This is a genomic window from uncultured Kocuria sp., from assembly GCF_947500125.1.
Lineage (GTDB): Bacteria > Actinomycetota > Actinomycetes > Actinomycetales > Micrococcaceae > Kocuria.
This window is the reverse complement of the sequence record NZ_CANMRA010000030.1, coordinates 1-22629: the sequence shown is the minus strand read 5'-3', so window position 1 is coordinate 22629 and position 22629 is coordinate 1. Positions and strand designations below refer to the sequence as shown.

The 22629-nt window shown below is 74.4% G+C and carries 21 protein-coding genes and 1 pseudogene; 9 read left to right on the top strand and 13 right to left on the bottom strand.

Annotation, left to right across the window (positions count from 1 at the left end; all coding sequences use genetic code 11):
* Positions 1-19: 19 nt before the first annotated feature.
* The 3 genes from msrB to Q0817_RS16430 all read left to right on the top strand — a co-directional run bounded on the left by msrB (position 20) and on the right by Q0817_RS16430 (position 2625).
* Entirely contained in the window at positions 20-451 is a 432-nt protein-coding gene (gene msrB / locus Q0817_RS16440; RefSeq protein WP_298590683.1) for a peptide-methionine (R)-S-oxide reductase MsrB, read from the top strand.
* Positions 452-554: 103 nt separating this feature from the next.
* Complete coding sequence (locus Q0817_RS16435; protein ID WP_298590681.1) at positions 555-1226, top strand: DUF3000 family protein; 672 nt, start codon at positions 555-557, stop codon at positions 1224-1226.
* A gap of 103 nt (positions 1227-1329) precedes the next feature.
* Positions 1330-2625 carry an HRDC domain-containing protein gene (locus Q0817_RS16430; RefSeq protein WP_298590737.1) on the top strand — a complete coding sequence of 432 codons (1296 nt, stop codon included), beginning with the start codon at positions 1330-1332 and terminating at the stop codon, positions 2623-2625.
* Between the two features lie 190 nt (positions 2626-2815).
* Here the strand turns inward: Q0817_RS16430 and Q0817_RS16425 are convergent, their stop codons facing one another.
* Positions 2816-3262 (bottom strand): hypothetical protein, encoded by a 447-nt coding sequence (locus Q0817_RS16425; RefSeq protein ID WP_298590679.1) that lies wholly within the window; start codon positions 3260-3262, stop codon positions 2816-2818.
* A gap of 247 nt (positions 3263-3509) precedes the next feature.
* On the opposite strand from Q0817_RS16425, the gene Q0817_RS16420 reads away from it, so the two are divergent.
* Positions 3510-3938: a Rieske (2Fe-2S) protein gene (locus Q0817_RS16420; RefSeq protein WP_298590678.1), complete on the top strand. Its 429-nt coding sequence runs from the start codon at positions 3510-3512 to the stop codon at positions 3936-3938.
* Positions 3939-3944: 6 nt separating this feature from the next.
* On the opposite strand, the gene dxs is transcribed toward Q0817_RS16420, so the two are convergent.
* The 4 genes from dxs to Q0817_RS16400 form a co-directional block, all read right to left on the bottom strand.
* Positions 3945-5990 carry a 1-deoxy-D-xylulose-5-phosphate synthase gene (dxs, locus tag Q0817_RS16415; protein WP_298590677.1) on the bottom strand — a complete coding sequence of 682 codons (2046 nt, stop codon included), beginning with the start codon at positions 5988-5990 and terminating at the stop codon, positions 3945-3947.
* 166 nt (positions 5991-6156) lie between these two features.
* Complete coding sequence (locus tag Q0817_RS16410) at positions 6157-8982, bottom strand: aconitate hydratase (RefSeq protein WP_298590676.1); 2826 nt, start codon at positions 8980-8982, stop codon at positions 6157-6159.
* A gap of 163 nt (positions 8983-9145) precedes the next feature.
* Positions 9146-10564, bottom strand: coding sequence for a class I SAM-dependent RNA methyltransferase (locus Q0817_RS16405; protein ID WP_298590675.1), 1419 nt, complete (start codon positions 10562-10564; stop codon positions 9146-9148).
* Positions 10561-12561, bottom strand: a complete 2001-nt coding sequence (locus Q0817_RS16400) for an APC family permease (protein WP_298590674.1) — start codon at positions 12559-12561, stop codon at positions 10561-10563. Before Q0817_RS16400 ends, Q0817_RS16405 begins: the two co-directional genes overlap by 4 nt.
* An 86-nt stretch (positions 12562-12647) precedes the next feature.
* Between Q0817_RS16400 and Q0817_RS16395 the strand changes: the two genes are divergently transcribed.
* Positions 12648-13394 (top strand): TrkA family potassium uptake protein, encoded by a 747-nt coding sequence (locus Q0817_RS16395; protein WP_298590673.1) that lies wholly within the window; start codon positions 12648-12650, stop codon positions 13392-13394.
* Positions 13394-14077 (top strand): TrkA family potassium uptake protein, encoded by a 684-nt coding sequence (locus Q0817_RS16390; protein ID WP_298590672.1) that lies wholly within the window; start codon positions 13394-13396, stop codon positions 14075-14077. The genes Q0817_RS16395 and Q0817_RS16390 overlap by 1 nt, the downstream gene beginning before the upstream one ends.
* A gap of 15 nt (positions 14078-14092) precedes the next feature.
* Here Q0817_RS16390 and Q0817_RS16385 read toward each other — a convergent pair whose 3' ends face one another.
* From Q0817_RS16385 to dut, 4 genes are all read right to left on the bottom strand, one after another.
* On the bottom strand, positions 14093-14818 hold the full coding sequence (locus tag Q0817_RS16385; protein ID WP_298590671.1) for a DUF3159 domain-containing protein: 726 nt from the start codon (positions 14816-14818) through the stop codon (positions 14093-14095).
* A 13-nt stretch (positions 14819-14831) separates the two neighbouring features.
* Positions 14832-15236 carry a hypothetical protein gene (locus tag Q0817_RS16380; protein ID WP_298590670.1) on the bottom strand — a complete coding sequence of 135 codons (405 nt, stop codon included), beginning with the start codon at positions 15234-15236 and terminating at the stop codon, positions 14832-14834.
* Between the two features lie 3 nt (positions 15237-15239).
* A complete protein-coding gene (locus Q0817_RS16375; protein WP_298590669.1) occupies positions 15240-15965 on the bottom strand; it encodes a DUF3710 domain-containing protein in 726 nt (241 codons plus the stop codon).
* Between the two features lie 83 nt (positions 15966-16048).
* Positions 16049-16534 carry a dUTP diphosphatase gene (gene dut, locus Q0817_RS16370; protein ID WP_298590668.1) on the bottom strand — a complete coding sequence of 162 codons (486 nt, stop codon included), beginning with the start codon at positions 16532-16534 and terminating at the stop codon, positions 16049-16051.
* 54 nt (positions 16535-16588) lie between these two features.
* Between dut and Q0817_RS16365 the strand changes: the two genes are divergently transcribed.
* Entirely contained in the window at positions 16589-17110 is a 522-nt protein-coding gene (locus Q0817_RS16365; protein WP_298590667.1) for a DUF3093 domain-containing protein, read from the top strand.
* A 95-nt stretch (positions 17111-17205) separates the two neighbouring features.
* Here the strand turns inward: Q0817_RS16365 and Q0817_RS16360 are convergent, their stop codons facing one another.
* On the bottom strand, positions 17206-17505 hold the full coding sequence (locus Q0817_RS16360) for a DUF4193 domain-containing protein (protein ID WP_298590666.1): 300 nt from the start codon (positions 17503-17505) through the stop codon (positions 17206-17208).
* 306 nt (positions 17506-17811) lie between these two features.
* Between Q0817_RS16360 and sepH the strand changes: the two genes are divergently transcribed.
* Both sepH and Q0817_RS16350 read left to right on the top strand, forming a co-directional pair.
* Positions 17812-19284 carry a septation protein SepH gene (gene sepH / locus Q0817_RS16355; RefSeq protein ID WP_298590663.1) on the top strand — a complete coding sequence of 491 codons (1473 nt, stop codon included), beginning with the start codon at positions 17812-17814 and terminating at the stop codon, positions 19282-19284.
* Positions 19285-19441: 157 nt separating this feature from the next.
* Entirely contained in the window at positions 19442-20191 is a 750-nt protein-coding gene (locus tag Q0817_RS16350; protein WP_298590660.1) for a hypothetical protein, read from the top strand.
* A gap of 62 nt (positions 20192-20253) precedes the next feature.
* Here the strand turns inward: Q0817_RS16350 and Q0817_RS16345 are convergent, their stop codons facing one another.
* From Q0817_RS16345 to Q0817_RS16335, 3 genes and pseudogenes are all read right to left on the bottom strand, one after another.
* A complete protein-coding gene (locus tag Q0817_RS16345) occupies positions 20254-21429 on the bottom strand; it encodes an alkaline phosphatase family protein (RefSeq protein WP_298590657.1) in 1176 nt (391 codons plus the stop codon).
* Positions 21426-22136, bottom strand: coding sequence for a DUF5998 family protein (locus Q0817_RS16340; RefSeq protein ID WP_298590654.1), 711 nt, complete (start codon positions 22134-22136; stop codon positions 21426-21428). The genes Q0817_RS16345 and Q0817_RS16340 overlap by 4 nt, the downstream gene beginning before the upstream one ends.
* A 46-nt stretch (positions 22137-22182) precedes the next feature.
* Positions 22183-22629: pseudogene (locus Q0817_RS16335) on the bottom strand (hypothetical protein); the annotation flags it as partial.

The window sequence follows — 22629 nt, the reverse complement described above, 5'->3', positions numbered from 1 at the left end:
CATCCCGGAGGACGAGACCATGAGCGAGACCACCAGGCACGGCGACCGCCCCGACACGACCGGACGGAGCGAGGAGGACTGGCGCTCGATCCTGTCCCCCGAGGAGTACCACGTGCTGCGCGAGGCCGGCACGGAGCGGCCCTTCACCGGCGAGTACTGGGACACGAGGACGGAGGGCGTCTACCAGTGCCGCGCCTGCGGCGCGGAGCTGTTCCGCTCCGAGACCAAGTTCGACGCCCACTGCGGCTGGCCCTCCTTCTACGCCCCGCTGGCCGAGGACCGGGTCCGCTACATCAAGGACACGGCCCTGGGCATGGAGCGGGTGGAGGTCCGGTGCGCCGCCTGCGACTCGCACATGGGCCACGTCTTCGGCGGAGAGGGCTTCCCCACTCCCACCGACCTGCGGTACTGCATCAACTCGGTCTCCGTCCGCCTCGTGCCCGCCTCCTGAGCGGTCCCGCCCGAGCGGAGCAGGGGTGACCCGGACCACGCCGATCGCGCGCCCGCGGCGTGGCACGGCCGGCCGGGACGCCCGGACGGCCTACCCTTCCAGTGTGAGCGCGGTGAACGGCCTGTCCGAGGTGTACCAGGGCTTCCAGGACGCCCTGGAGCAGCTGCGCCGCACCGGCGGCCGGGACGGTGTCGAGCTCACGGCGATCCCCGCCCCCACGCATCTGGCCCCGTTCGCGGCCGCGGTGCGCGCCGAGGTGCGGACACTGCCCGAACGGCTCCGTGCCCCCGCCCTCTCTGCCGGCCCCGGAGCCCCGCCGGCGGCCGGTCCGGGCGCGGCGCCCTCGGGCGGGACGGCCGAGGCCCCGGGCGAGGAACTGGCCACCGGGCGCTTCGTGCTCCTGCACGACCCGTCCGAGCCCGCGGCGTGGGGCGGTCCGTTCCGGATCGTCACCTGGGCGCGGGCGGCGGCGAGCCGGGAGATCGGCTGCGACGACACGGCCGGCGCGATCACCTGGACCTGGCTGCTCGAGGCCCTGGAACGTCACCGGGCCGGATATTCTCGGGAGGGCGGCACCGCGTCCCGGGTGCTCGCCGAGGGGTTCGGCCTGCTCGGCGACCAGGAGGAGGGGGCCGACGTCGAGCTGAGGGCCTCCTGGACGCCCGACGGCCCCGACGTGGCTCCGCACCTCGCGGCCTGGGCGGACACGGTCTGCACCTTCGCGGGCCTGCCGCCCTATCCGCGGGGTGTGACCGTGCTGCACCCGCGCCGCTGACCACCGACCCGCACGCGCCCCGCCGGGGCCGACACAGAATCGAAGACGCTCCTTGACCAGCCCAGCCGACCGCCGATCCGCGCCCGACGAGCCCTCGACCTCCGTGGTCGCCGGTTTCGAGGACTTCGAGATCCCCGACAGCGTCCACCTCGCGGCACCGTTCGACGGGATCCCTCCCGTCATCGACACCGTGGCGGGCCTCGAACGGGCCGCCGCCGCCGTCGCCGAGGGCTCCGGCCCCGCGGCGATCGACACCGAGCGGGCGTCGGGCTTCCGCTACGGGCAGCGCGCCTTCCTGGTGCAGCTGCGGCGCGAGGGCGTGGGCACCGTCCTGATCGACCCGGAGGCCACCGGTTCCCTGGCCGTGCTGGGCGAGGCGCTCTCCGGCGTCGAGTGGGTGCTGCACGCGGCCACCCAGGACCTGCCCTCCCTGCGCGCGCTCGGCATGGAGCCGGACCGGCTCTTCGACACCGAGCTGGGCGGCCGCATCGCCGGGCTGCGGCGGGTGGGCCTGGCCGCGGAGACGGAGGAGCTGCTGGGCTACACGCTCGCCAAGGAGCACTCCGCCGTGGACTGGTCGAAGCGGCCCCTGCCGAAGGACTGGCTCAACTACGCCGCGCTCGACGTGGAGATGCTCATCCAGCTGCGCTGGGCCATGGAGGAGCTGCTGCGGGAGAAGGGCAAGCTCGAGTGGGCGCTGGAGGAGTTCGAGGCCGTGCGCACCGCGGAGCCCGCGCCCCCGCGCCAGGACCCGTGGCGCCGGACGTCCGGGATCAACAAGGTGAAGGGCCGGCGCCAGCTCACCGCGCTGCGCGCCCTGTGGGAGGAGCGGGAGCGGCTCGCCCAGTACAAGGACGTGGCCCCCGGGCGGCTGCTGCCCGACGCCGCCCTGGTGGCGGCCGCGACGGCCATGCCGCGCACCGTGCCGCAGCTCCTGGCGACTCCCGGCTTCCACGGCCGGCTCGCGGCACGGGAGGCTCCCCGATGGCTGCGGGCGGTCGCCGAGGCACGCAACGCCGCGGAGCTCGTCCCCTTCACCGTGAAGTCGGACGCCCTGCCGCCCGTGAAGGCGTGGGAGGTCAAGCGCCCCGAGGCCGCCGCGCGGCTGAAGTCCCTGAAGCCGCTCGTGGCCGAGCTCGCCGAGACGCACGAGCTGCCGACCGAGAATCTGCTCACCCCGGAGCACCTGCGGCGCTTCTGCTGGCAGCCGCCGAAGAGCACCACCGACCAGGCGGTGGCGGACCGTCTGCGGGACCTCGGGGCGCGCCGGTGGCAGGTCGAGCTGACGGCGCCGGTCATCGGCCCGGCGTGGCGGGAGCTGCGGGCCCGCAAGCGCGCCGCCCGTCAGGCGGAGCGCGACCAGCCGCCGGCCGGGGACGAGGACGCTCCCGCCGCCTGAGCCCTGCCTCCTGCGCCGTCCCCCGGGCCGGCGAGCGGAGGACGGGAGGCCCCCCGGGACGACGACGGGCCCCGGCCGGTGGCCGGGGCCCGTCGCCCTGTGCGCTCCGGGAGCCGTGCGCCCCGGTCCCCGCGACCGCCGCCGCCCGGCACCGGTGCTCTCCGGTACCGGGCGGCGGGGGTGCTGCGGATCAGCTCTGCTGGTCGCCGGGGGCCGGGTGCGGCTCGGCCGGATCCATGGGGCTCTCCGGGGTGACCGGCTTCGCGCTCTGCAGGTCCGCGTAGCCGGTGCCCGACGCGCCGGCGCTCGACGTCCCGCCGCTCGCGGACGTCCCGCTGGAGGAGGCCGCTCCGGCCGAGGAGCCGGAGACCTTCTCCTTGACGGACGAGGACGCGTCGGAGGCCTTGGTGCCCACGGTGTCGGCCGCCTTCTTGGCGCCGTCGGCCAGCTTGCCGCCGACCACCGGCACCTCGGACTTCACCCAGTCGGTCCCCTCGGAGACCTTCTCCTGGACCTTGGGGTCGTGCCAGGTCTTCACGGCGTTCTGCTTCAGGGTCTCGTAGCTCTTGCGGCCCGAGGCCGAGCCGACCACGAAGCCGACCCCGAATCCGGTGACGAAGATGAGTCGCTTGATCATGGTGCTGTCCTTCCGTCGGTCCCGGCGCGGCGGCCGGGTCCGGGGCGGAGCCGGTCCTGCACGGCTCGTCCCGCTGACTGCTGTCTTCATCATCCTACTGATGAACCGGTGCGGCGGACACCGGTGCGGTGCGGCTCCGCTCACAGCGATCAGCCGGAGGGGGCACCGCCGGGGCCGGGCGAGCCCTCCGGGCCGCGGCGCCTAGACTGGCGTCGGACCCCGCATCCCCGCCGTCGAGAGGACCCTGATGCCCGAGCTCCCGACCCCCTCGTCCGCCCCCTCCCGCCGCACCGTCCTCGGCCTGACCGCGGTCGGCTCGACCGCGGTGCTCACCGCGTGCGCCGGTGAGGAACCGCCGGCGCCCGGGGGCACGGGCAGCGCCGCCCCCGTGGACGCGGGCCCCGTCGAGGACCTGCCGGTGGGCACCGCCGTGAAGTTCGACCGGGACGGCGTGCAGGCCGTCGTGAGCCGGCCGGGCCCGGACACGGTCGTCGCGTTCTCCCCGGTGTGCCCCCACCAGGGCTGCATGGTGGCCCCGCGGGAGGAGCTCTACGTCTGCCCGTGCCACTCGTCGCAGTTCGACCTCTCGACGGGCGAGGTCCTGGCGGGCCCCGCCGAGACCGGGCTGGAGCCGTATCCCGCGAGCGTGGAGGGCGGCCGGATCCTGCTGGGCTGAGCGGGCTCAGCCCCGGCGCGACCGCGGCAGCGACGCCCCGCGGGCGTCCTCGGCCGGGCCGCGCACGGCCTCCGGCTCGGAGCCGGGGGCGTCGCCCTGCACCGGACGGGCGTACGGCACCCGGGTCCCCAGCACGGACGCCAGCGTGTCCTGGGCGACGCGCTGGGCGGTCAGCCCGACCCGGGCGAGCACCTGGGAGCGGGAGCCGTGGACGAGGAACTCCGTGGGCAGGCCCACCTCGTTGAGCGCGGTGTCGACCCCGGCCGCGCGCATCTCCTGGCGGATCCGGGAGCCGATCCCGCCGGCGCGCACACCGTCCTCGACGACGACCACGATCCGGTGCTGGGCCGCGAGCTCGATGACCGAGGCCGGCACGGGCAGCACCCAGCGGGGGTCGACCACCGTGGCGGAGACGCCGTGCGCCTCGAGCCGGTCGGCCACGTCCAGCGCCAGGCCGCTCATGGCGCCGACGGACACGAGCAGGACGTCCCGGCGGGCGCCCTCCGTCCCGCTCTCCCCGCCGCGGCGCGCGAGCACGTCCACGCCGTCCGCGAGCCGCTCGACGGCCGGCACCGGGGTGCCCACGGCGCCCTTGGGGTACCGGATGACGGTGGGGGCGTCGTCGACGGCCACCGCCTCGCGCAGCTCCTCGACCAGGGTCGGCTCGTCGCGCGGGGCGGCGAGGTGGAGCCCGGGCACGATCTGGAGCAGGGCCAGGTCCCACATGCCGTGGTGGCTGGGGCCGTCGGGGCCGGTGACCCCGGCCCTGTCGAGGACCACCGTGACGCCGGCCCGGTGCAGCGCCACGTCCATGAGGAGCTGGTCGAACCCGCGGTTGAGGAACGTGGCGTAGAGGGCCACCACGGGGTGCAGTCCCCCGTAAGCCATGCCGGCGGCCATGGCGATGGCGTGCTGCTCGGCGATGCCCACGTCCACGACGCGGTCGGGGTGGGCCGCCTGCATCTTCTGCAGGCCCACGGGGATGAGCATGGCACCGGTGATGCCCACGACGTCCTCGCGCTCGTCGGCGATCCGGGCGATCTCGTCGCGGAACACCGCCGTCCAGCTGCGCTCGGAGCTCGTCGCCGTGGAGCGGCCGGTGACGGGGTCGATGACGCCCACGGCGTGGAACTGGTCGTCCTCGTTGGCGGTCGCGGGCCCGTAGCCGTGGCCCTTCTCGGTGATCGCGTGCACGATGACCGGCCCGCCGTAGTTCTTGGCGTTGGTCAGGGCCTGCTCGACGGCCTCGAGGTCGTGCCCGTCGACGGGGCCGACGTACTTCATGCCGAGATCCTCGAAGATGCCCTGGGGCACCACGACGTCCTTGATGCCCTGCTTCATCCCGTGCAGACCCCGGTAGAACATCTCCCCCACCGGGCCGGAGTGCTTCAGCAGGTCCTTCACGGTCTCGAGGGTCTGCTCGTAGCGGCGGTCGGTGCGCACGGCGTCGACGCCCTGCTGCACGCTGGCCTGGAGCTCCGCGAGGTGGTTGGCGAAGCCGCCCACGGTCGGGGCGTAGGACCGGCCGTTGTCGTTGACCACGATGACGACCTTGCGGTCGCGGTCCGAGGCGATGTTGTTGACGGCCTCCCAGGCCATTCCGCCGGTGAGCGCCCCGTCCCCCACGAGCACGACCGTGTGCCGGTCGTGCCGGCCGGTCATGGCGTGGCCGCGGGAGATGCCGTCGGCCCAGGACAGGGAGGAGGACGCGTGCGAGGACTCGACGATGTCGTGCTCGGACTCCCGGCGGTCCGGGTAGCCCGCGAGGCCGCCCTCCTGGCGCAGGGTCTCGAAGTTCTGGCGGCCGGTGAGCAGCTTGTGCACGTAGGACTGGTGCCCGGTGTCGAAGACCACGGAGTCCTTGGGCGAGTCGAAGACCCGGTGCATCCCGAGCGTCAGCTCGACGACGCCCAGGTTCGGCCCCAGGTGACCGCCCGTCGCGGAGACGTGGGTGACGAGGAACTCGCGGATCTCCTCGGCCAGCCGGCCCAGTTCCGCACGGCTCAGCCCTGCGAGGTCCTCGGGCCCGGACACCCGCTCCAGCACGCTCATGGTTTCTCCCGCTGTCCTCGCCCGTCGTAGTCGCTCGCACCGTGTTCCCGGGGACCGGGGCGGCGCGCTCCCCCGATCCTACTCGGTCGTTCCGACAGGGCCGTCAGCACACGGGGGCCCGGTCCGTTCCCGGACCGGGCCCCCGTGTGCTGCGAACTCCCTGGGATCAGGAGCCGGCGATGTTCCTGAGCACGTACTGCAGGATGCCGCCGTTGCGGTAGTAGTCGGCCTCACCCGGCGTGTCGATGCGCAGGTCCGCGTCGAACTCGACGGTGGAGCCGTCCTCCTTCGTGGCGGTGACCGCGAGCGTCTTCGGGATGCTGCCCTCGTTGAGGCCGGTCACCCCCTGGATGTCGAAGGTCTCCGTGCCGTCCAGGCCGAGGGAGTCCGCGGACTCGCCGGCCGGGAACTGCAGCGGGAGCACGCCCATGCCGATGAGGTTCGAGCGGTGGATGCGCTCGTAGCTCTGGGCGATGACGGCCTTGACGCCCAGCAGGGAGGTGCCCTTCGCGGCCCAGTCGCGCGAGGAGCCGGAGCCGTACTCCTTGCCGCCCAGCACGACCAGCGGGACGCCGGCCTCCTGGTAGTTCATCGCGGCGTCGTAGACGGCGGCCTGCGGACCGCCCTCCTGCGTGAAGTCGCGGGTGTAGCCGCCCTCCACACCGTCCAGGAGCTGGTTCTTGATCCGGATGTTGGCGAAGGTGCCCCGGATCATGACCTCGTGGTTGCCGCGGCGCGAGCCGTACGAGTTGAAGTCCTTGCGCTGGACCCCGTTCTCGATGAGGTACTTGCCGGCCGGGGTGTCGGACTTGAACGAGCCCGCCGGGGAGATGTGGTCGGTCGTGACCGAGTCGCCCAGCTTCAGCAGCACGCGGGCGCCCGCGATGTCCTCGACCGGGGTCGTCTCCATCGTCATGCCCTCGAAGTACGGGGGCTTGCGGACGTAGGTGGACTGCGGGTTCCACTCGAACGTCTTGCCGGTGGGGGTGTCCAGGTTCTGCCAGCGCTCGTCGCCGTCGAAGATGGTGCCGTACTCGCGGGTGAACATCTCGGTGTCGATGGACGCGTCGATGATCTTCTGCACCTCGGCCGGGTCCGGCCAGATGTCCTTGAGGTACACCTCGTTGCCGTCGGCGTCCTGGCCCAGGGACTCGCTCTCGAAGTCGAAGTCCATGTTGCCGGCCAGGGCGTAGGCGATGACCAGCGGCGGGGACGCCAGGTAGTTCATCTTCACGTCCGGGTTGATCCGGCCCTCGAAGTTGCGGTTGCCCGAGAGCACCGAGGTCACGGCCAGGTCGTTGTCCTGGATGGCCTGGGAGATCTCGTCCTCGAGGGGACCGGAGTTGCCGATGCAGGTGGTGCAGCCGTAGCCCACGATGAAGAAGCCGAGCTCCTCCAGCGCCGGCACCAGACCGGACTTCTCGTAGTAGTCGGTGACGACCTTCGAGCCCGGGGCGATCGAGGTCTTGACCCACGGCTTGGCCTTGAGCCCCTTCTCGACGGCGTTGCGCGCCAGCACCGCCGCGGCCATCATGACCGACGGGTTCGAGGTGTTGGTGCACGAGGTGATCGAGGCGATCGAGACCGCGCCGTGGTCGAGCTCGAACTCCCGGCCGTCGGGCATGGTCACGGGGACCTGCTTGGTCGGGCGTCCGTCCTCGGCGTAGGTGTGGTGCTCGCGCGGGCGGTCCGCCTCGGACTGGTGGTCGTCCGCGGTGTAGCCGGGGGCGTCCGAGGCCGGGAAGGACTGCGCGGCCACGTCGTCCACGCTGTCGCCGGAGGCGCCGTCGTCGACGTGCGTGGCGTAGTTCTTGATGTCCTCGTGGAACTGCGCCTTCGCGTCGGTGAGCGAGATGCGGTCCTGCGGCCGCTTCGGCCCGGAGATCGAGGGGACCACGGTGGAGAGGTCCAGCTCGAGGTACTCCGAGAAGGTGATCTCCTCGGACGGGTCGTGCCACATGCCCTGTTCCTTGATGTACGCCTCGACGAGGTCGATCTGCTCGTCGGAGCGCCCGGTCAGGCGCAGGTACTCCAGGGTGACGTCGTCGATCGGGAAGATCGCGGCGGTGGAGCCGAACTCGGGGCTCATGTTGCCGATGGTGGCGCGGTTGGCCAGGGGCACGGCTCCGACGCCCTCGCCGTAGAACTCGACGAACTTGCCGACCACGCCGTGCTCGCGGAGCATCTCGGTGATGGTCAGCACCACGTCGGTGGCCGTGGCGCCGGCCGGGATCTGGCCGGTCAGCTTGAAGCCGACCACGCGCGGGATGAGCATGGAGATGGGCTGGCCGAGCATCGCGGCCTCGGCCTCGATGCCGCCCACGCCCCAGCCGAGCACCCCGAGGCCGTTCTCCATGGTCGTGTGCGAGTCGGTGCCCACGCACGTGTCCGGGTAGGCGCGCAGCACGCCGTCGACCTCGCGGGTCATGACGACGCGGGCCAGGTTCTCGATGTTGACCTGGTGGACGATGCCCATGCCCGGGGGGACGACCTTGAAGTCGTCGAACGCGGTCTGGCCCCAGCGCAGGAACTGGTACCGCTCCCCGTTGCGCTCGTACTCGATGTCCATGTTGATCCCGATCGAGTCCGAGGTCCCGAAGGAGTCGATCTGCACGGAGTGGTCGATCACGAGCTCCGCCGGGGCGAGCGGGTTCACGCGGGAGGGGTCGCCGCCGAGGTCCGCGATGGCCTCGCGCATGGTGGCGAGGTCCACGATGCAGGGCACGCCGGTGAAGTCCTGCATGATCACCCGGCCCGGGGTGAACTGGATCTCGATGCTGGGCTCAGCCGTGGGATCCCAGTTGGCCAGGGCCTCGATGTGCTCGGAGGTGATGTTGGCGCCGTCCTCGGTGCGCAACAGGTTCTCGAGCAGAACCTTCAGGCTGTACGGGAGCTTCTGCGCACCCTCCAGCGTGTTCAGTCGGAAAATCTCGTATTCGGTGCCTTTGACGTCGAGAACGCCCTTGGCCCCGAAGCTGTCCACCGTGCTCATATGCGTGGAACTCCTCTCGCCACCGTCATGGAAACGCCCGCGGGAGGACACCGGCGAAGTGCCGGGGGTTCTCCCGTGAACAGTCACCGTCAGTGTAGCCCGTGTGAGCCCGGTGACTCCGAACCGCCCCGGGAGGTCGCCGTCACGGAGCCGGCGGCTGCCGTCAGGGCTCCAGGACCGCCAGGGTCTCGACGTGGTGGGTGTTCGGGTACATGTCGAACGCGCGCACCTCCCGCACGTGCCACCCGGCGCGGCGGAACCGGCCCAGGTCCCGCGCCAGCGTGGCCGGGTCGCACGCGAGGTACGCGATCCGGCGCGGCGCGATCGCCACGAGCTGGTCCACGACGGCCCGTCCGGCGCCCGCGCGGGGCGGGTCCAGGACCACGACGTCGGGGCGGGCCGCGGCGCCGCCCCGCGCCGGGCGGCGGCGGCCTCGCCCGGGGGCCCCCCGCGGCCAGGTCCGCGCCAGCACCTTGTCGACGCTCCCCCGCTCGACGCGCACCTCCGGCCGGCCTGCGAAGGCCCGCCGGGCGTCGGCACTGGTGACCGGCGAGCCCTCGACCGCCACGACGGTGCCCGTCTCCCCCACGGCGTCCGCGAGCGCCGCCGTGAACAGGCCCGCGCCCGCGTAGAGGTCGAGGGCGTGCTCCCCCGGGCGGGCCCCGGCGGCCGCGGGCACCTCCCGGTGCAGCAGCTCGGGGGCGGCGCGGTGGATCTGCCAGAACCCCTCGGCGGAGACCTCCCAGCGGTGCGGGCCCGCGTGCTCGACGACGGACGGCCGGCCCGCCCACGTCTCGGGCTCGCGCTGCCCCTCGGCGCGGGCGGTGACGGAGACGTCCCGGTCCACGGTGAGGCGCGTGAGCTCGTGGCGCAGCCGCTCCCGGTCGGCCCCGGCGGCGAGGCTCAGGTGCACCAGCGGCGTCCCGCCGTCGGCGGGGGCCGCGACGTCGACCCGCTCCGCCCCGCGAAGGTCGAGGCGGCCGAGCCGCAGGCCGTCGATGGCGGGGACCACGAGCGGGAAGGAGTCCACCGGCACGACGGCGGCGCTGCGGTGGGGGTGCATCCCGATCCGTCCCGCGGGGTCGACGGCGAAGTGCGCCCGGGTGCGCCAGCCGCGGCCCAGCGGGTCCTCCCCCGGCATGGCCTCCACGGTGATCCCGGTCTCGAGCCCGGCCAGGCGGGAGAGCTGCTCGGCCACCACGGCGGCCTTGAGGTCGCGCTGGGCCGCCAGCTCGGCGTGGCCGAACTCCGCGCCGCCGACGGGCGGCTCGCCGCGCCGCCAGGAGAGCAGGGGGTCGGCCGGGGCCCACACGTGCTCCGTCCTCCGGCGGGGGTCCGCCTCGAGGACGGCCACGACGTCGCCGCGCCAGAACCGGGCCGCGGGGCCGCTGTCGGTGAGGCGGACGCGGACGAGCTCGCCGGGCAGGCCGTGGCGGACGAACACCACGCGGCCCTCGCCGGTGCGGGCCACGGTGTGGCCGCCGTGGGCGATCTGGCCCAGGCGCAGCTCGAGCTCGACGGGCTCCGCGGACCCTGCGGATTCAGTGGACCCGGCGGGGACCGGGGGGCGGGACGGGATCACGGCTGGGACGCTCTCTGCTCGGGGGCGGACTCGGGGCCCGTGTCCTCGCCGGAGGCGGAGGACAGGTGCCAGGGCACGGAGGCCGTCATGACCCCGCGCTCCTGGTGCAGGCGGGCCCGCAGCGGCCGGATAGCCTGGTTGTGCAGCAGCCGCTCCCACCGGTGCCGCACCACGTACTCGGGCAGGTACACCACGACCAGGTCCCGGGGGGATTTGCGGCGCACCCCGCGCACGTGGTCGAGGACCGGGCCGATGGTGTCCCGGTAGGGCGCGTGGAGGACGGTGACGGGCACCGGGATCTCGAGGCGCTGCCACTCGGCGAGGATCCGGCGGGTGGCGGCGGCGTTCGTGTCCACGACGACGGCCTCGAGGGTCGAGGGCCGGGACGCCCGGGCGTAGGCCAGGGCGCGCATGAGGGGCTTGCGGACGGAGGAGACGTAGATGATGGCGTGCACCCGGGAGGGCAGGGCCCGGACCGGGGAGTCGGGCCGCAGCGCGAGCTCGGCGTCCACGGCGTCGTAGTGCCGGCGGATCCCCGCCATCACCGCGCTGAGGACGGCGATGGCCACGATGGTGATCCACGCGCCCTGCGTGAGCTTCGTCACGAGCACGACGACGAGCACCGCCGCGCAGAGGACGAAGGCGATCAGGGCCACGGCCCGGCGGGCGAACAGCTCGCGGCGGACCCCCGGGTGCGGGCGCATCCGCCGCACGCGCGCCCAGTGCCGCACCATGCCGGCCTGCGTGAGGGTGAAGGAGACGAACACGCCCACGATGTAGAGCTGGATGAGGCTGTTGACGTTGGCGCCGAACGCCACGGTGAGGACCACGGCGACGAGCAGCAGCAGCAGGATGCCGTTGGTGAACGCGAAGCGGTCCCCGCGCGCCTGCAGCTGCCGGGGCAGGAAGGCGTCCCGCGCCAGCCGGGACGCGAGCGTGGGGAAGCCGGAGAAGGCGGTGTTCGCGGCGAGGATCAGCACGCCCACCGTCGCGGCGACGAGCACGAAGAACCACAGGGAGTCGGTGCCGAAGACGGTCTTGGCGAGCTGGCCCAGCACGGGGTCCTGGAAGAAGTCGGGCCCGGGGAGCCGGCCGTCCACGAGCAGCTGCTCCTCCGGGTCGCCCACGACCACGACGTCCGTGCGGTCCGCGAGGTACATCACGCCCGCCAGCAGGGCCGCCGCGAGCGCGCCGAGCACCCCCAGTGTGGCCGCCGCGTTGGCCGCGCGGGGCTTGCGGAAGTACGGCACCGAGTTGGTGATGGTCTCCACGCCGGTCAGGGCCACGGCCCCGGAGGAGAAGGCCCGCAGCACCACCAGGGCACCCGCCAGGCCGGCCAGCCCGGCGTCGAAGCCGGCGGCGGGCAGGATCTCCCGGTCGGCGCTGGGGGCGTCCCCGAGGGAACCGGTGAGGTCCTGGCCCAGGCCCACGAGCAGCAGCGCGGCCAGGACGGCGAGGAAGAAGTAGGTGGGCACGGCGGCGGCCCGGCCCATGAACTTCAGGCCGCGGAGGTTGAGCAGCCCCACGAACAGGATCCCGGCCACGGCCAGCTCCACCCGCCACCCGGCGACCTCGGGCAGCGCCGCCGTGACGTACTGCGCGGCGGTGGCCATGGACACCGCCACGACGAGGGCGTAGTCGGCCATCAGGGCCGCGCCCACGCCCACGCCCGCGGTGCGGCCGAGGTTCTTGGAGACGATCTCGTAGTCGCCGCCGCCCGAGGGGTAGGCGCGCACGTTCTGCCGGTAGGCGGTGATCACCACGGCGAGCACCACGAGCACGGCCAGGCCCACCCACGGGGAGACCGCCACGGCCGTGGTGCCCGCGAGCGCGAGCGTGAGAATGATCTCGTCCGGGGCGTAGGCCACCGAGGAGAGGGCGTCCGCCGAGAAGACCGGCAGCGCCGTGCGCTTGGGCAGCACGGCGTCGCTGAACCGCTCGTTGTGGATGGGCTTGCCGACGAGTGCGCGCCGCACGGCCCGGGGAATGCTCTGCACGGCTCCCCACGGTAGTCCGTCCCGCTCCGATTGTCCGCCGCACCGGTGGTGAGCCGCGAGCCCGGGGGTGACCTAGGCTGAGACGCATGGCGCATTTCGTGATCATGGGCGTGGGGCGCGTCGGCGTGATGGTCGCCCACACCCTCGAGGACTCCGGGCACACCGTGGCGGTGATCGACCAGGACGACCGTGCCTTCCGGCGGCTGCGGAAGTCCTTCGAGGGTAAGAAGGTCACCGGACTCGGCTTCGACCAGGAGGTGCTGCGCCGGGCCGGCATCGAGGAGGCCTACGCCTTCGCGGCCGTCTCGAGCGGGGACAACTCCAACATCATCGCGGCCCGGGTGGCGCGCGAGACCTTCAAGGTCCGGCACGTGGTGGCCCGGATCTACGACCCCTCCCGGGCGGAGTTCTACCAGCGCCTGGGGATCCCCACCGTCGCCGCCGTGCGCTGGAGCGCCGATCAGGCGCTGCGCCGGATCCTGCCCGAGCAGACGATCACGGCCGACTTCCGCGAGGCCTCGGGACGGCTGCAGCTGGGCGAGCTGTCCCTGGACGACTCGTGGTCCGGTCTGCACCTGGACGCGATCGAGGAGGCCACGGGGGTGCGCATCGCGTTCGTGACACGTTTCGGGGAGGGCGTCCTGCCCGGTCCCGACATGAGCTACCAGCAGGGGGACGTGGTGCACGCCATGATGCGCACCGACGACGTCGAGGCCGTGTCCCGCGTCCTGTCCCGCCGGCCCGACCCGGACGTGCTCGACTTCGCCAACTCCCTGCGCCGGGAGTCCGAGGACGCGCCCGGCTCCGACGACACCTCCCGGGGAGGATCCTGATGCGCGTGGTCATCGTGGGCGCGGGCGCCGTGGGCGCCTCGATCGCCCGAGAGCTGCTCTCCCACCAGCACGAGGTGGTGATCTTCGACGAGAAGCCCGAGGTGATCGGCCGCTCGGACCTGCGCGGCGCCCAGTGGATCATCGGGGACGCCTGCGAGCTCTCCACGCTGCGGGAGGGCGGGCTCGAGGAGACCGACGTCGTCGTCGCCGCCACGGGCGACGACAAGGCGAACCTCGTGGTCTCCCTGCTGGCGCGCAGCGAGTTCGGCGTGCCCCGCACGGTGGGCCGGGTCAACAACCCCAAGAACGAGTGGCTGTTCGACGACGCGTGGGGCGTGGACGTGGCCGTGTCCACGCCGCGGCTGATGACCGCGCTCGTGGAGGAGGCGGTCGAGGTCGGCGACGTGGTGCGGCTGCTGACCCTGCAGACGGGCGGGGCGACCCTCTCCGCCTACACGGTCCCGCACGAGCACCCGATCATCGCCACGATGGTCTCCCAGGTGCCGTGGCCGCCGGACGTGACGCTCGTGGCCATCCTGCGCGACGGAGTGCCCATCACCCCCTCCGGCGACGACGTGGTCGAGGGCGCCGACCAGCTCTTCTTCGTCTCCACCACGGAGGGCGAGGCGCAGCTGCGCGCGATGTTCACGACCGCCGGCCGGCACGAGCCCCACCGGGGCTGAGCCCGGCGGACGGCCTCAGGGGGTGTCCTGCTCCTCGGCCGCGATCTGCTCCGGGGGCCGGGAGACGAGCCACGCGAGCCACAGGGTCAGCGCGTACAGGGGCACGCCCATGACCAGGCGCGCCACCCCCAGCCCGGTGAGGTTCTCCGCGAGGTACAGGGGCACCTGCACGAGGAGACGGGCCGCGAACATGGCCATGAGCATCACCGTGGCCACCTGGTAGGCACGGCGGCGCACCGGGACGTCGCGCCACTGGGTGCCCTCCCCGCGGATGTACCCGTAGAAGACGCCGAGCAGCGGCCAGCGGGCGAGCAGGGACAGCCCGAGACCGGCGAACCAGGCGGCGTTGATCCAGAAGCCGGGGACGTAGTAGTCCAGCGCCTCGCCGGTGGCCCGCGCGAACAGTGCGCAGACGCCCACGCCCACGAAGCCGGAGACGGCCTGCACGAGGCTCTGGCGCTGGACGAGGCGCAGCACGGTGAAGAGGGCGGCCGTGCCCAGCGACGCGGCGAGGGCCACCCCGAGGGTGTTGCCGACGAGCAGCACGGCCAGGAACACGAAGCCCGGCAGGATCGTCTCGGCCAGGCCGCGCCAGCCGCCGACCGCGTGCAGCACGTCGAGCTGGCCGTTGTCCTTGCGCCGCATGCCCGAGCGCGCGGCGTAGGCGGCCATCGAGCGCTCCACGTCGTTGCCGCGCCCGGGCTCGCCCGCGGTGCTCCCGGGCTCGGAGGGATCCGTCATCTGCTGACCTGCTTCATCTGCTGACCTGCTTCGCGATGATCTCGTAGCGCGGGTTGAACATCGAGGGGCGCCCGTCCCGGAAGCTCACCACGCCCGCGCAGCGCAGCCGCGTCCCCGCGGTGACGCCCGGCACGCTGCGCTGGCCGTGCCACACGAGGCGCAGGGGACGGGGGGCGACCGGGCCCTGCTCCCCCTCCTGCTGCGGACAGTCCGGCACGAGCAGCGCGGTGTAGTTCTGCGCGCCCGTCACCGGGGGAACGGTCACCTCCACCACCAGGCCGGTCGCCATCACCCGGCGGCGCCCCCCGGCGGCCGTCGAGGGATCCAGGTCCCCCGCGCACACGGGCGCCTCGGCGACCACGTCGATGGCCCCGGTTCCCGGCGTCGGCCGGGTCAGCCCGTTCCCTGTCCTCGTCATGGCTCAGCCGATCTCCGTGATCTCGGGGCCGCGCCGCGGCGGCCGGGCGGGCTCGGGCTCCGGTTCCGGCTGCGCGTCCGGGGCGGGGCGGCGCACCGCGTCCTCGGGGACGACCAGCGTCAGCAGCTCCCGGGGCGGCATGGGCCGGTCGCCGCGCACCACGACGAGCTCGCGCACGACCTCGTCGAGGGCCGCTGCGGACTCGGCGGTCACCGCGGCGGTGCCCGTGAACACCGCGCGCACGAACCAGCGGGGCCCGTCGATGCCCACGAAGCGGGCGAGGCGGAAGCCGCGGGTGCCGTCGGAGGCCGTGGCGGGGAAGCGGGCGACGACCTGGAGCCCGAAGGGACCCTCCTCGACCGTCGGCTCGCCGTTGCTCGTGCGCAGCGACTGCACGAGCTCGCGGCGGACCTCGTCCCACAGACCCTCGGAGCGGGGCGCGGCGAACGCCTGGACCTGGACCGAGCCGCCCTCGAGGTCCAGGGCGACCGCGCGGGGGCGCTGCGTGCGCTCGTCGACCTCGAGCCGCACGCCCAGCCCCGTGCGGGGGCGCACGAGCACGGCGCCGAGGTCGAGGTAGCCCTCGCGACCGTCGATCTGGGAGACGTCGAGAGGGCCCTGCGGCTCCTGGCGCCGTGCCGCCGCGGCGTCCTCCGCACTCGGCGCGGCCTCCGGCTGCTGCGGGGCGGCGTCCTGCGCCGCGGACTGCTTCTTCTTGCGACCGAACATGTTCTCGTTCTCCTCCGCCGGCACGCGGTGCCGGCTCGTGGCGTGAGCTCGTGGGGGTCGGCTCGTGGGGGTCGGCTCGTGGATCAGGCGGTGCCGCTCGAGCCGAAGCCCGTTCCGCCGCGCGCCGAGCCGGGCAGGACGTCGACGACCTCGAAGACGGCCTGCTCGACGCGCTGGATGACGAGCTGGGCGATGCGGTCGCCGCGGCGGACCGAAAAGGACTCGGCGCCGTCGGTGTTGAGCAGGGTGACCATGATCTCGCCCCGGTAGCCGGAGTCGACCGTGCCCGGGGCGTTGACGACCGTGATGCCGTGCCGGGCGGCCAGTCCCGAGCGGGGGTGCACGAACCCGGCGTATCCCTCGGGCAGCGCGATCGCCACGCCCGTGGGCACCAGGGCCCGTTCCCCGGGCCCGAGGACCACGTCCTCGCGGGAGCGCAGGTCCGCGCCGGCGTCCCCGGGTTTCGCGTACACGGGCAGGGGAAGGTCCGGGTCCAGGGCCTGCAGCGCGATGCTGAGCGGGCGCCCGTTGCCCGACGGCGGCCGGTGGCCTGTCGACTGGTCGTTCACAGTGCCCCACTCTAACGCGCCGGACCACGGGCGCGGCCGTGAGACGCTAGAGCCATGTCCCACCCTGCTTCCTCCAGTGCGTCCCCGGCCGACGGCCCCCGCGACCCCCGCCGGTCCTCCTCCGAGCGGCCCGGTGCCGGGATCCTCTACGAGGAGAAGCTCACCCCCGCGTGGTGGATGTGGCTCCTCGTGCTCTTCGCGGGCGTCGTGGCCCTGGTCGCGCTCGCCCCCATCGACCTGTGGGTGGCCGGCGCGGCGGCCGTCGTGGTCGGCGGCGGCACCGCCGTGGCCCTCGTGGCCTCCAGCACCACCATCGTCGTCACCGACGAGTTCCTCCAGGTCGGCCGGGCCCGCATCGAGCGACGCTTCGTGGGCGAGGCCGAGGCCTTCCGCGGCGACGACGTCCGCCGGGTCCGCGGTCCCGAGCTGGACGGACGGGCCTTCATGAACTTCCGGGCGTCCGTGGGCCCGGTGGTGCGGATCCGGATCACCGACCCCGTCGACCCCACGCCCTACTGGCTGACCTCCACCCGGCACCCCGAGCGCGTCGTCGAGGTGCTGTCCGCGCGTCCGTGAGCGCGGCCGGGGCCACCGGATGGAAGAACCCCGCCGCGACGACCGTCGCTGCGGGGTTCTTCCGAGATTCTCGGACGAGCTCGACCCTGTGGGGCTCAGCCCACGCATTCGACGCAGTACTTGACGCCGTTCCTCTCCTCGGCGATCTGGGAGCGGTGGCGCACCAGGAAGCACGAGCCGCAGGTGAACTCGTCCTCCTGGGCCGGCAGCACGACGACGGACAGCTCCTCGTTGGAGAGGTCCGCGCCGGGCAGCTCGAAGCTCTCCGCCGCGGCCGCCTCGTCCTCGTCCACGCTGCCGGACTGCGGATCGCTGCGACGCGTCTGCAGCTCCTCGATCGAGTCCTCCTTGAGCTCGTCGTCCTGCTTGCGCGGCGCGTCGTAATCAGTGGCCATGTCCGGTCTTCGCTCCAATAGGGGTCCGAGGGCGGGCTCGGGCTCGGGCACGGCGCTGCGCCGCCCGCCGGGCTCTGTGTCGCGTAGATTGTTCACCATCCAGGGGCAAAAATCCAACCGTGCACGGGCCCGCGAACACGCGGCGGAGACCGTCCGCGGACGGCCTCCGGCCGGGGTCGTGCGACGGCCAGTAGGATTGGGGGGCAGGACCGGGCCGGCACGTCGGCCGTGACCGACGGACCCGCCCCGCAGCGCCCGCTCGACGACCCCGAGCGCACCCGAGAACCATCCCGGAGGAATGACAGCATGGAGCAGTTGCGCCTGGCAGGTGTGCACGACGACGGTGAGCACCTGGTCGTCGAGGACGAGGCAGGCACCCGCCACCTGTTGCGGATCGACCAGGAGCTGCGCCTGGCCGTCCAGCGCGCCCGGCGGCTGCCGGGCGCCCGACAGCGGGGATCGGGCCAGTTCGGCCCCCGCGAGATCCAGGCCCGGTTCCGCTCCGGGGCCACGGTCGAGGAGATCGTGGCCGAGAGCGGCTGGGAGTCCGCCCGGGTCCGCCGCTACGAGTGGCCGATCCTCGCCGAGCGTGCCCACGTCGCCGCCGAGGCGCAGAAGGTCGAGATCGTGGACCGCTCCGCCCATCGCGGCTACCACTCCGTCTTCGAGGGCGAGCCCCTCACCCTCGGCCGCGCCGTGGCCCACCGGGCCGGCGACCTCGGGGTGGACCCCTCCTCCCTCGAGTGGGACTCGTGGCAGCGGGAGGACCACCTGTGGGCGGTGGTCGCCCGGTTCTCGGTGGTCGACCCCTCGGCCGCGCCCGACCACGACGAGCCGCTGGCCGAGTGGCTCTACAACCCCGCGAACCAGAGCGTGCGGCCGGCGAACCCGTGGGCGGAGACCCTCACCGAGGCCGGTCCCCCGGACACACCCCTCGGCACGGGCCTCGGCGTCCTCGACGGGGGTCTCGACCCCGAGCTCACGCAGCTGCGCCGGTCGGCTGTGGAGGCCGACGACCTGCTCGACGTCCTGCAGGCCCGCCGCGGGCAGCGCATCGGGGAGGACGTCGACGGGGACGACGCCCTGGCCGAGCTCCTGGGCCGCGGCATGGGCCATGTCGAGCGTCGGCCCCGTCCGCTCGCCGCCCCCGAGGACAGCTCCGTCTTCGACCGGCCCTTCCAGCCGGCCACGCGGTTCCCCGAGTCCGGCGCCGCGCCGGAGCCGGCCTCCGGACCGGCCGGAGAGCCCTCCGCCGGGTCGGACGAGCGCTCCGGGGGCGTGCCCACCAAGAAGACCGCTGAGGAACCCGCTGCGGAGCCCGCTGCGGAGCCCGCCGGTGGCCTCGTCGAGGAGCCCCCCGCACAGGACGGCGCGGCGGAGCACACCCCCGGGAGTGCGCCGGAGCGTGTCCGGGAGCGGACCGGCGAGCGCGCCGCGGACCGCCCCGGGACAGCGCCCGCCGCGGACGCCCCCGGTGCCGGGACCTCCGGGGCAGAGACTCCCGGGTCCGAGATCTCCGGGTCCGGGACCTCCGGGTCCGAGAGCTCCGGGGCAGAGACTCCCGGGGCCGCGGACGCCGCGGGCGGGAACTCCCCGGGCGAGGACTCCGCCGGCGGGGCCGCCGCGGTCTCCCGCGAGGCCTCCGAGGAGCCCGCCCCCGCGGAGGGGACCACGCCCGAACGGCCCCGCCCGCGCAACAAGACGGCCAAGGCCCGGCGCTCGGCCCGGTCCTCGGTCCCCAGCTGGGACGAGATCGTCTTCGGCAGCTCCTCCGACTGAGCCCACGGTGCCGGTGCGTGCCGTCCGGCGCCCGCGGCCCGGCGCGGGTTAGAGTGCACGCAGCAGGGGACGGCTCCGCGCCGTTCCTCCGGGTTCGTGCGCTCCCCCATCCCGCGCGCGGTCCGGACGGACGACACCACGTCAGGGGCAGCACGGCATGGGCAATTCCATCGAGGACGATCTCTTCGGGGACGACGAGCGCGACGCCGCCGTCCCGGACCCCGGCGCCTCCGGCGACGGCGGCGCCCCAGCCGCTCCGGCGGGGCCGGCCGAGCTCGTCCAGGGCTCCGGTCCGGGACGGTTCGTCGCCGGGCTGGTCCTGGGCGCGGTCGTGCTCGTGGTGCTGGTCGGTGCCGGGGCGCTCTACCTGGGCGGAGTGGGGCGCGATCTCTTCGGCGCCGGCCGGGAGGCGGAGTTCGTCCCCGCCCCCGCGGTGACCAGGACGCCGTCCGCCACGGCCACCGCCTCGCCGACACCGTCGCCTTCGCGCACGCCCTCCCCCACGCCGAGCCCCTCGCCGGAGGCCCCCGCCCCGCCGCCACCGGCCCCGGAGCCGGTGGCGCCGCCCGCGCCAGTGGTTCCCGCCCCGGCTCCGGTGGTCCCCGAGCCGGTCGCGCCGCAGCCCGTCGTCCCCGCTCCCGTCCCGCCGCAGCCCGTGGTTCCCGCCCCGGCGCCCGCGCCTCCCGCCCCGCCGCCGTCCTCGCAGGCCCCGGCGGAGCCCGAGCCCGCGGCGCCCGAACCGCCCGCGGAGGACGGCGGACAGGCCACGGACGAGCAGGTCACGGACGAGGAGGCCGCGGACGACGAGGCCGCGGTCGAGGAGGACGAGCTCGCCGGGCCGGCCGCCGCCGAGGAGGGCACCGACGAGGGCACCGACGAGGGCACCGGCGAGGGCACGGACGAGTAGCCGAGGGCGCCCGGCGACTCCTGGAGCGCGGGGCGCCCGGCCCCGGCACGTCAGCGGGGCGCTCAGGCCAGGCGCAGCAGCGGGACCTCCCGCTCGGCCCGGGTGAGTGAGCCGTGCTGACCGACCATGGACAGGACGCTGGGGCGGAGCCGGCCCAGGTCGAACAGCGCCAGCGGCTCCCGGGCCAGCACGAGGAGGTCGCCGATCCGCCCGCGCACCGCGTCCCGCACGAGCGCCGGCGGACCGAAGTAGCCGGCGTCGAGAGCGGCCTCCCGGGAGAGCATCCACACCCGGGAGCCGAAATGCTCCCGCCAGGCGGCCACGAGCGCCCGGACGTCCTGCGCGGTGGCGTCCTGCTCCAGGTGCAGCTGCACCGTCCGCGGCTCGCCGGCCGTGTGCCGGACGCCGTCCAGCAGACCGGGCAGCTCGGAGAAGTCGACGCGGGCGTCCCGGGGGACGTCCACCATGCCGTGGTCGCCGGTCACCAGCACGGTGGTGCCGGCCGGCACCCGGGCCACCAGCCGGCGCAGCGAGGCGTCGAGCTCCTCCAGCTGCGCCGTCCACTCCCAGGACTCCCAGCCCCGGGCGTGTCCGGTGCGGTCGAGCTCGTCCCAGTAGAAGTACATGAGGGCGTCGCGGCCCGCGGCGAGCTGGTCGAGCGCGGTGCTGACCCGCGCCGCCGGTCCCTCCGCGGCCACGAACCGGCCCCCGCGCAGGGCGGCGTCGGTGAGCCCGGACCCGGCGAACTTCTGCCGGCTGACCGTGACCACGTCGAGGTGCTCGGCGGCGCGCTCGAAAACCGTGGGCAGCGGCTGCCACGTGCGCGGGTCCACGGCGGCGTCCCAGCCGCCGAGCTGGTTCACGACCCGGTCGCGGGCGGGATCCAGCACGTCGTAGCCCACGAGTCCGTGCGCCCCGGGGGCGGCGCCCGTGCCGAGGGACGCCAGCGAGGCCGCCGTCGTCGTGGGGAACGCCGCGTCGAGGGTGGCCAGGCTCCGGGCGCCGGCCAGGCCGGGGGCGTGCCCGGCACGGGCCCGCAGCTGGGCGCGTCCCAGTCCGTCCACCATGACGACGACGACCCGGCGGGCGGCGGGCAACCCCAGCACGTCCCGGAAGCCGGGCACGCCCAGGGACGCCGCGGCCGAGGACATGACCTCCGCGACCGAGCGGCTGCCGTAGCGCGGCGGCCCGGGCAGGTCGGCGGGCAACGCGGGCAGGACCTCCTGGACCGCCCTCATCGGGCGGCGCCGCCGTCCCGGCCGGTGAACCGGTCGGTGAACCGGGTGCGCGGGGTGGCGGCGGCCGCCCGCCGCGGGGCCGGCGTGCGGCCGTGGGCCGGCTGGGCGATCTGCGCGCCGTCGGTCAGCGGGGAGAGGTTGGCCCGGCGCAGCGTGCGCGCGAACTCCCGGGCCCCCTCGACGGCGGTCGGGCCGTCCGCCTCCGCGCTGATCCGCAGCACGATGTCCTCCCGGGCGGCCGTGCCGGTGTAGCCGTGGTCCGCCTGGCACTGGGGGTCCTCGCACAGCGCGGGCGTCAGGTCCACGTGCAGGGTGCCCGTCCACGCGATGGCGAGGGTCACCTCCGAGATGGGGCTGTCCGGACGGTAGTTGGCCGGCTGGTAGTACGAGTAGCTGAGCGTCACGGAGCGGATCTGGGAGATCCCCACCGTCTCGGTGGAGACGCGGGCGACCACGTCCCGGCCGCTCTCGTCGAACTCCTCGTCGTCCACGTGCGTCACGTGGAGCACGTCCTCGGCGAGCACCAGCACGGTGGTGTGGCGGTGCACCTCCGTCCGGTCGATGTGGGTCTCCAGCTGCACGAGGTGCGAGACCGGGGACCGGCCGTCCAAGGAGTCCTGGACCACGTCGATCACCAGCTGCGGATAGAAGCCGGCCTTGTTGATGTCCTCGACCAGCCGCTGGCCGCGCTCACCTGAATACGTCATGGGGGACATTTTCCCCCACGGCCGCGCCCGCGCCCAACACGGGCCGTCAGGGCACGCGGAAGTAGCAGCGCTCCTCCCCGCCGCCCTGGTCCTCGCAGACCCGTTCCAGCACCACCGGGCTCTCCTCCGGCGCCGGGCTGGGGGTCGCGTCCGCGCTGCGCGTGACCGTCGGCGTCGCGCCGGGATCGGGCACCCGGTCCGCGGAGCCCAGGGGGTCGAGCAACAGGTAGCCGCTGAGCAGCGCCGTCATCCCCACCAGGGTCACGAACACGCCCGTCACGGCGCTGCCGCGGCGGCGGCGCCCGGTCCGCGCCGAGGCGAGCACCGCCGTCCGACTCCCCGCGGCCGAACCCCGGCCCGGGCGGCCCCGGCCGGGATCCGCTCCGGGCCCTCCGGCGTCGGAGGGGCCCACAGGACCCCGGCCGGCCCCTCCGTGCCCGGCCCCGCCCCGCCCGGACGCCGTGCTGTCGGCCACCTCGGGGTCGGCCGTCCC